The 818-nt window shown below is 80.4% G+C and carries 1 protein-coding gene; it reads left to right on the top strand.

Annotation, left to right across the window (positions count from 1 at the left end):
• On the top strand, positions 1 to 685 hold a 685-nt coding region (locus GPA02_RS18745), incomplete at its 5' end, for an SDR family NAD(P)-dependent oxidoreductase (protein WP_156201961.1).
• Positions 686 to 818: the final 133 nt, after the last annotated feature.

Genomic DNA, 818 nt, shown 5'->3' with positions numbered 1-818 from the left:
CGGCGCGCACGTCGTGCTGCTGGCCCGCGACGGCGGCGCCCTGGCCTCGGTGGCGGACCGGCTGACCGCGGCCGGCGGGCGCGCGAGCACGATCGCCGTCGACCTGCGCGACACCGACGCCGCGCGCGACGCCGCCGAGCGCGTGCTCGCCGACCACGGCCCGCCCGCGCTGCTGGTCTCCAACGCCGGGCACAGCATCCGGCGCGACCTGGCGGCCTACACCGACCGGTTCCACGACGTCACCCGGCTCGCCGGCGTCAACCTGCTGGGCCCGATCGCGCTGGCGCTCCCGCTGCTCGCGGCGATGCGCGCGCGGGGCGGCGGGCACCTGGTCTCGGTCGGCACGGTCGGCGTCGGGCTGCCCGGCCCGGGCTGGTCGGTCTACACGGCCACCAAGGCGGGTCTCGACGCCTGGCTGCGGTCGGTCTCGCCCGAGCTGCGCGGCGACGGCGTGGCCGTCACCTCGGTCCACCTGCCGCTCACCCGCACCGCGATGAGCGCGCCCACCTACGGCCGGTCCCGGCTGCCCGCCCTGACCGCCGACGGTGCCGCCACCTGGGTGTGCCGGGCCGCGGTCACCCGGGCGCGCGTGGTCTCGCCCTGGTGGGCGCGCGCGGGCGCGGTCGCAACGGCGGCGCTCCCCGGCACGATCGACCGGCTGGCGGCGCGGGCGTGGCGGCGATGAGCGCCCGCACCCCGGCCTGGCACGCCGTCCCCGACGCCGTGGGCGTCGCGGGGCAGTGGCGCCCCGCCGACCTCCGCGGGCTCCCCGCGACGCTGCGCTACGGCGCGACGCTGTCCGGCGTCGCGCTCGCCGC

The organism is Actinotalea caeni (genome assembly GCF_009733795.1).
Taxonomy (GTDB): Bacteria; Actinomycetota; Actinomycetes; order Actinomycetales; family Beutenbergiaceae; genus Pseudactinotalea; species Pseudactinotalea caeni.
This window is presented reverse-complemented; position numbering and strand designations above follow the sequence as displayed.